This window comes from Acidocella sp. C78 (assembly GCF_907164655.1).
In genome coordinates this window covers 1-7,826 of sequence record NZ_CAJQZK010000112.1, presented here as the reverse complement: position 1 = coordinate 7,826, position 7,826 = coordinate 1, and the positions used below count along the sequence as shown (strand labels likewise).

General features: G+C 62.9%; 4 protein-coding genes and 5 pseudogenes. 2 read left to right on the top strand and 7 right to left on the bottom strand.

Going from position 1 to position 7,826, the window contains the following annotated elements; all coding sequences use genetic code 11:
- Positions 1-77: 77 nt before the first annotated feature.
- From ACIDOCELLA78_RS96515 to tnpA, 7 genes and pseudogenes are all read right to left on the bottom strand, one after another.
- Positions 78-317 (bottom strand): hypothetical protein, encoded by a 240-nt coding sequence (locus ACIDOCELLA78_RS96515; protein WP_249676872.1) that lies wholly within the window; start codon positions 315-317, stop codon positions 78-80.
- Positions 278-1,193: pseudogene (gene tnpC / locus ACIDOCELLA78_RS96510) on the bottom strand (IS66 family transposase); the annotation flags it as partial. The pseudogene tnpC and the gene ACIDOCELLA78_RS96515, both read right to left, overlap by 40 nt.
- A gap of 71 nt (positions 1,194-1,264) precedes the next feature.
- Positions 1,265-2,056: pseudogene (istB, locus tag ACIDOCELLA78_RS96505) on the bottom strand (IS21-like element helper ATPase IstB).
- 120 nt (positions 2,057-2,176) lie between these two features.
- Positions 2,177-3,496, bottom strand: a complete 1,320-nt coding sequence (istA, locus tag ACIDOCELLA78_RS96500) for an IS21 family transposase (protein ID WP_374223271.1) — start codon at positions 3,494-3,496, stop codon at positions 2,177-2,179.
- A gap of 184 nt (positions 3,497-3,680) precedes the next feature.
- Positions 3,681-4,385 (bottom strand): annotated as a pseudogene (locus tag ACIDOCELLA78_RS96495) (IS66 family transposase zinc-finger binding domain-containing protein); the annotation flags it as partial.
- 81 nt (positions 4,386-4,466) lie between these two features.
- Positions 4,467-4,814, bottom strand: coding sequence for an IS66 family insertion sequence element accessory protein TnpB (gene tnpB, locus ACIDOCELLA78_RS96490; protein ID WP_201727519.1), 348 nt, complete (start codon positions 4,812-4,814; stop codon positions 4,467-4,469).
- The gene (gene tnpA / locus ACIDOCELLA78_RS96485; RefSeq protein WP_214006294.1) at positions 4,811-5,215 is read right to left on the bottom strand and encodes an IS66-like element accessory protein TnpA; all 405 of its coding nucleotides are present in this window, start codon (positions 5,213-5,215) and stop codon (positions 4,811-4,813) included. Before tnpA ends, tnpB begins: the two co-directional genes overlap by 4 nt.
- 207 nt (positions 5,216-5,422) lie before the next feature.
- Between tnpA and istA (ACIDOCELLA78_RS96480) the strand changes: the two are divergent.
- A pseudogene (gene istA / locus ACIDOCELLA78_RS96480) lies at positions 5,423-6,947 on the top strand (IS21 family transposase).
- A 17-nt stretch (positions 6,948-6,964) separates the two neighbouring features.
- Positions 6,965-7,712: pseudogene (gene istB / locus ACIDOCELLA78_RS96475) on the top strand (IS21-like element helper ATPase IstB).
- Positions 7,713-7,826: the final 114 nt, after the last annotated feature.

The window sequence follows — 7,826 nt, the reverse complement described above, 5'->3', positions numbered from 1 at the left end:
ATCACGCGTGCCGAGCGACGCGATCAGTACCCATCGGTCAGAGCGCGGACGAGTCTATTTGGCTCTATCTCGGTGGATCAGGATGAGCTCGCGCAGATTTCGATACCAAAGTCGGTGAAGGCTATGACGCCGCCGTCGCTGAGGTTGTAAACCCAGATCAGGCCGTCTTCGGGTTCCATCTCATTGGCGATGTCCGCGAGCCACTCCTCATCCTCGCCGAGGTCCCTGGCGACACGGTCAATCGTGAAGACGTGGTGGATTTTATTGGTCTGCACGATCAGGCGGCCAGGGCCCAGGATTGCGGTGTCCAGTTCCATGGCATCAATTTCTCGATGCTGGCGACTGGATGACTGGCGATGCGCGCGAGGATGTCGGCGAGCCATGCCTGTGGGTCGACGTTGTTCATCTTTGCCGTCGTGATCAGGCTGTACAACATGGCGGCCCTTTGACCACCGCGATCGGAGCCGGCGAATAGCCAGGATTTTCTGCCCAGAGCAAGGGTGCGTAGGGCACGTTCGGCCGCGTTATTGCTGAGACAAATCCGCCCGTCGGTCAGGAACCGGGTAAATGATGACCAACGGTTCAGCATATAGTCGATCGCCTTCGCCACATCGTTGTGGCGTGAGAGTTTGGCGCGCTCGGCGCGCATCCAGATCTCGAGTTCAGCGACGAGCGGGGCGCCGAGTTGCTGGCGCACCGCCAGGCGTTCAGCGGGTGACTGACCGTTGATCTCCCGCTCGATCTCGAACAGCGCGTCGATGCGCTGCACCGCGGCCAAGGCATCGGCGCACGAAGGCGGGGGTCTTACCCTGGGCCTTGCGCTTCGCGTTCCGCGCGATATCGGCCAGCTCGAAGAATTTTCGTCGGGCGTGCGACCAGCACGCCGCCTCGATGATCGGTCCAGGAGATCGGTTCAACTCGTAGAGCTTGTTGTAGCCGCCATAGGCATCGGCCTGGAATATGCCGCGGTATCCGGCGAGATGGGTTTGCGGATGAACGCCGGCGCGGTCACGTGAATAGTAGAACACCGCGCTGGGGGAACCCGATCCGCCGAACGGCCGATCATCACGCACATAAACCCACACGCGCGCCGTATCGGTCTGCCCTCGTGCCATCACCGGCACGGTGGTGTCGTCGCCATGCAGGCGCGCACCCGCGAACACCATCGTCTCGATGTGCTTGAACACCGGCTGTTGATTTCCGCTGAGATCTGACCCGGGAATTCCATCGAGATTTGACCCGCCCATAGTTTATGATTTGAGTTTCATGATGGGGTCAAGGCTGGATTTTTCTCCTTTCGTTTTTGGGATTTCTGCACGGAGCTATTTTTGAACCTGAAGCTGTCATTTCCGGTCTCGAGGATATGGCAGTGGTGGGTGAGGCGATCGAGGAGCGCGGTGGTCATCTTGGCGTCGCCGAAGACGGCGGACCATTCGCTGAAGCTCAGGTTGGTGGTGATGACGACGCTGGTGCGCTCGTAGAGCTTGCTGAGCAGATGGAACAGCAAAGCTCCGCCTGAGGCGCTGAAGGGCAGATAGCCAAGCTCATCGAGGATGACGAGGTCGGCATGGATCAGACGGCCGGCGATTTGCCCAGCCTTTCCCTGAGCTTTTTCCTGCTCCAGAGCATTGACCAGCTCGACGGTGGAGAAGAAGCGGACGCGCTTTTTGTGATGCTCGACGGCCTGCACGCCGAGCGCGGTGGCGATGTGGGTTTTGCCCGTGCCCGGGCCGCCGACGAGCACGACATTGTCGGCGGGTTCGATGAAGTCGCAACGATGCAACTGGCGGACCAGGGCCTCATTGACCTCGCTGCTGGCGAAGTCGAAGCCGGCCAGGTCGCGATAGGCCGGAAGCGGGCGGCCTTGAACTGATAGGCCATGGAGCGGACCTCGCGCTCAGCGGTCTCGGCCTTGAGCAACTGGAGAGTACCGGGATGGCGGCTTCGAAGGCCGGGCACCCTGCTGGGCCAGTTCATCGACGGCCTGTGCCATGCCGTGCATTTTGAGGCTGCGCAGCATGATGACGAGCGCGCCGGTGGCGGGATCATGACGCATGGCGGGCCTCCTCAGATTGGCGGCAAGCTATCGTAGCGCTCGACGTCAGCCTTGGTTCATTGGCCAATGTCAGTGCCTGTGGCGCGGTGATGACCGGAAGCGGAGCCTGTTTGCCGTCGATCAGCCGGTGGAGCCGGTTGATGATATGCGTCTTGGACGGCACGCCGTCCTCCAGCGCCAGTTCCACCGCCACCAACACCGCCTGCTCGTCATGGTGCAGCACCAGGGCCAGGATCTCCACCATCTCCCGGTCACCGCCAGGACGGCGCAGGAGATGTTGCTGCAGCCGCTTGAAGGCATCGGGCAATTCCAGAACGGCGCACCGTTGCGCAAGGCGCCCGGCTTGCGCTGGATCACCGCCAGATAATGCCGCCAGTCATACACAGTGCGCCCTGGGCCGTTGTGCGTCCGGTCGATGATGCGCGGATGCTCGCAGATGATTTGCCCCTCCGCCGCCACCACCAGCCTGTCGGGATAGACCCGCAGGCTGACCGGCCGGTTGGCAAAAGAGGCCGGCACGCTGTAGCGGTTACGCTCCAAGTGGATCAGGCAGGTCGAGGAGACCCGCTTGGTGTGTTCCACGAACCCATCGAACGGACGGCCCACAGGCATGAGGCTCTCAACCTCGCTGGCCCAGACATCGGCAATGGTTCCCGGCTCGTTGCCATGCGCGGTCTGCTCCCACAGCTCCCGGCAGCGCCGCTCCAGCCAGTCGTTCAGGGCGTCCAAGCTTTCGAACGGAGGCATGGACTGCCACAGGCGGTGGCGTGCATCCTGGACGTTCTTCTCAACCTGCCCCTTCTCCCAACCGGCGGCCCGATTACAGAACTCGGCCTCGAAGAGATAATGGCTGGTCATCGCCAGGAAGCGGGCGTTGACGCTGCGCTCCTTGCCACGGCCGACCTTGTCAACGGCGGTGCGCATGTTGTCGTAAATCCCGCGCCGCGGTACGCCGCCGAGAGCTTGGAAGGCGTGGTTATGCGCGTCGAACAACATCTCATGTGTCTGCAGCAGATAGGCCCGAACAATGAACGCCCGGCTATGCGACAGTTTGGTGTGCGCCACCTGCAACTTGACGCGGGACGCCACCGATGATCGCAAAATCTTCGCTCCAGTCAACTGGAACGCCTCGCCAGGCGCAAAGGCCAAGGGCACGAAGGTTCCCCGGCCGGCGGTCTGCTGCAGCCGTTGGCACTCCCCCTTCCAAGCCCGGGCAAAGGCCGCCACACGATTGTAGGAACCGTCATAGCCCAGGCTGACGAGATCACCGTATAGCTGCTTGACCGTCCGCCGCTGCTTGCGCGGCCGGCCAGCTTCACGGCGCAGCCACGCCAAAAGCTTCTCGGCATAAGGATCAAGCTTGCTCGGCCGGTCCGGAACCTGAAACTTCGGCTCAATCACATCAGACCGAAGATATTTGCGGATCGTGTTCCGCGACACGCCTGTGCGCCGGGAAATCTCTCGGATCGGCACATGCTCACGCTTATGCCACCGGCGGATAATGCTCAAAAACGCCATGTCCAACACTCCGTTCGCCCCCGCCTCTTCCAGACGGGGAAACAGTCAAACATGGGTCAAATCTCAGTGGAAAAATCCGGCCTTCCCGGGTCAGATCTCAGCGGAAATCAACAACCGGCTCCAGCGCCACGCAGGTAGCACCAATCAGATCGGCCAGGGTCGAGACGCTGAGGTGGATGCCTTCCAGTGCGAACCGTTCAGATTGACGGTTCAGCGGCTGATGCTGGCCGAATTTATCGTAGGCGATCATCGCGAGCAGGCCGGGACCGGCAAAAGCGCGTGGAATGGTGTGGAAGGGTGCTGGTTCCTGGCTGATCTTCTCACAATCGCGGCAGGTGAATTTCTCCCGCACATGCTGGATCACCTTGTATTGGCGGGGGATGGATTCCAGTGTCTCGGTCACCGTCTCCCCGAGCTTGGCGAGCCGCGATCCACCGCAGCAGGCGCACTGGGTCGGACCTGGCAGCACAACCCGCTCGCGTGGCAGGTGTTCGGGGAAGGGTTGGCGTGATGGGCGGTTGCGAGTGAAGCCGGCGACAGTCGTGGTTTTGGCCTTCGCGGCCACCTGCTCGGCGCGGAGTTCGTCCTCGGTCGCGGTGGTCTCGAGATCTTCGAGTTCCAGTTCCATCTGATCAAGCAGCCGCGCCGTGCGTTCCGCCTTGGGGCCGTAGAGCGCACGCTTGAGCTTCTCGATCTGCAGCTTCAGATGCGCGATATACGCTGCGGTATCGGACCGCCGAGCACGGTCGCCCAGAATGATCGCCTTCAGCGCAGCGATATCATTCGGCAGGGTCGAAGGATCGAGATCCATGCCCCGTATAGAATCACGAATTTCCAGGGTTTCGCTACAGAAATCCGCTCTGGACCAGGATTTTCCCCAGAATCTTCGCGCCTACCCGGCCGCTTGCGGCCGCCAGGTTTGTTGTGGATTTCGCCAGTCGATCCCCTCCAGAAGATAACCGATCTGACCAGCGGTGAGGGACACAACGCCGTCCGCAGTCTGCGGCCAGATAAACCGCCCTCGATCAAGGCGTTTCGAATACAGCGACATCCCCACGCCGTCGTGCCAGATCGCCTTGACCAGCGACCCGCCGCGTCCGCGAAAGAAAAAAACATCCCCGCAGAACGGCTCCCGTCCCAGACCTTCTTGCACTTGCAACGCGAGCCCCTTCATCCCGCGGCGCATATCCGTATGCCCCGACGCCAGCCAGACCCGCACACCGGCCGAGACCGGGATCACCGCCGCACCGCCGTCAGCACCCGACGCAAGGCGGCAACCCCAACTCCATCATCAACCCGAACACACGTCCCGTCCGGCAGCACGATCTCGATCCGGCTCGCATCGCATCGCGTGGCTCGCCTCTGCGACATCGGATCAACGCTCGCGTCGTTCACCGAAGCTGACTTGCCTGCCGCCCGCGGCATCGACAGTGCCGCACTCGCCATTACCCGCACCGGAATGAATTCCGGTACCATCGGCACCGGCACCAACTCACCACGCCGAACCTGACCGCGCCACTTCCACAATTGCCCTCTCGAAATCGCGTGCCGCCGCGCAACCAGCGCAAACACCGCACCCGGCGCCTCAGCCTCCGCCACAATCCGAAGCTTGTCCTCATCCCGTGCTGATTCCGGGCTCAATTCGCCCGGGATTCCGAGATTAACTCGCCCGGATTCCGGGAATTATTCGCCCACCTATTCCGAGATTAATTCGCCCACCTGTTCCGACTTTTATTCGCCCAGGCGGGCGGGGTTGGCCGGGTTGGCTTGAGGTCTCTGCTGGCTGGTTCAGGTTCCCTCCCTTTGGCTGATCGAGGGAGCGGATGAATGCCAGTGGAGCGGATTGCGATGCGCGATGTGCGCGAGATTGTCAGATTGAGGATGGCGGGGCTTTCGACCCGCCAGGTGGGGATCCGGGTCGGGGTTGCGGCATCGACGGTGCGCTTGACGCTGCGGCGACTGGAGGCGGCCGGGCTCGATGGGCCAGGGGCTCTGGCGCTGTCCGAAGCGGCATTGGAAAGGCGCTTGTTCGACGGCGCGGTGGGCAAGCGGCCGGGGCATCGACGTGTGGATGAGCCGGACTGGGGCGTATCCGCCGCGAGTTGCAGCGCAAGCACGTGACGCTGTCGATCCTGTGGGACGAGTATATTGCCGAGCACCCGGATGGGTATCGCTACAGCCGGTTCTGCGAGCTCTACCGGAGCTGGGAAGCCCGGCTACCGGTGACGATGCGCCAGACCCACGCATCGGGCGAGAAGCTGTTCGTCGATTATGCCGGCGACACGGTGCCGGTGGTGATCGACCGGCTCACCGGCGAGACGCGTGCGGCCCAGATCTTCGTCGCCGTTCTCGGCGCATCGAGCTTCACCTATGCTGAGGCGACCTGGACCCAGACCCTGCCGGACTGGATCGAGGCGCATAATCGCACTCTGGCAGCAATTGGCGGCGTGCCGGCGCTGCTGGTGCCCGACAACGCCAGGGTCGCGATCATCCGCGCCTGCCTCTACGATCCACAGGTCAACCGGACCTACACCGATATGGCGCGCCATTACGGCACGGCCATTCTCCCGGCGCGGCCGCGGCGGCCGCGTGACAAGGCGAAGGTCGAGGTGGCGGTTTTGCTGGCGGAGCGGTGGCTGCTGGGCAAGCTGCGCAACCGGGCATTTTACGGCCTCGCCGAACTGAATGCCGCGATCGCTGAATTCTGCCGCTGGCTGAACGAGGAGCGGGTCGTCCGTCGCCTGGGGCGACAAGACGGCATCTGCTGGAAACACTCGATCGTCCCGCGCTGAAGGAACTGCCGGCCGAACCCTATGTGCTGGCGCAATGGCGGCGCCGGCGGGTCGGCATCGATTATCACGTCGAGATCGAGAAGCATTTTTACTCCGTCCCCTACCGGCACGCCCGCGCCGAGGTCGAGGCCCGGTTCACCGTGCGCACGGTCGAGATCTTTCTCCGTGGCGAACGGATCGCCGTGCACGCACGCAGGCCGGGTAACGGCAAACACACGACGATCGCCGAGCACATGCCCTCGAGCCACCGGCGTTATGGCGACTGGACCATCGCACGGATCCATCAGGAAGCCGCACGGCTTGGTCCCTCGGTCGCGACACTCTGCACCCTGATCCTCGAACGCCGGCCTCATCCGGAGCAGGGGTTCCGCGCCTGCATCGGCATCCTTCGCCTGGCCCGCAGTGTTGGCGCCGACCGGCTCGATGCCGCGGCCGAGCGCGCGCTCACCATCGGCACCCTGACCTACGGCTCGGTCAAATCCATCCTCGATAACCGGCTGGAGCGAGCCGCCGGCACCGCCAGTCCCGATCCCACCCCGATCCGCCACCCCAACATCCGGGGCGGCGGATATTTCCACTGATGACAAGGAGAAGCCTCATGCTGAACCATCCGACCCTCGATCAGATCCACCAGCTCGGTCTTGCAGGCATGGCCCGCGCGTTCACCGAGCTGCACGCCAATCCCGAAACCCCCAGCCTCAGTCACGCCGAATGGCTCGGTCTTCTGCTCGACCGCGAGATCACCGTCCGACGTGACAAGCGGTTGAGCACAAGGCTGCGCCATGCCAGGCTGCGCCATGACGCTGCAATCGAGGATGTCGATTACCGGAGTGCCCGCGGCCTCGATCGGGCTCTGTTCCAGAAGCTGATCCAGGGTGAGTGGATCGACGCGCACGACAATCTCGTCCTGAGCGGGCCGACAGGGTCGGAAAATCGTGGCTGGCCTGTGCCCTCGGTCACAAGGCATGTCGCGATGACAGGACCGTGCTCTATCAGCGCGCCCCCAAACTCTTCGCAGAACTCGCGGTCGCCCGCGCCGAAGGGCGTCACGGCCGGATGATCCGCACCCTCGGTGCCGTCAATCTACTGATCCTCGACGACTTCGGCCTTGCTCCACTCGACGCCGGCGCCCGTCACGACCTGCTCGAGATCGTCGAGGATCGCTACGGCCCGCCGCGCCACCATCATCACCAGCCAGATCCCCCCGGCGCATTGGCATGAGCTGATCGGCCGATCCGACCTACGCCGACGCCATTCTCGACCGTCTGCTCCACAATGCCCACCGCATCGAACTCACCGGCGAAAGCCTGCGCAAGATCCGCAAGCAAACCCCAAAAACCGCTTGACCCAACGAGAACAGGAGAGCAACGAAATCAACAGCCACAGAGACCGCTACCCGGGCGAATAAATCTCGGAATCCCCGGGCGAATAAACGTCGAATCGTGGGCGAATTAAAATCG

Excerpts from the sequence above, each read along its gene's own strand:
- ACIDOCELLA78_RS96515 (WP_249676872.1), bottom strand. The coding sequence starts at position 317 with ATGGAACTGGACACCGCAATCCTGGGCCCTGGCCGCCTGATCGTGCAG.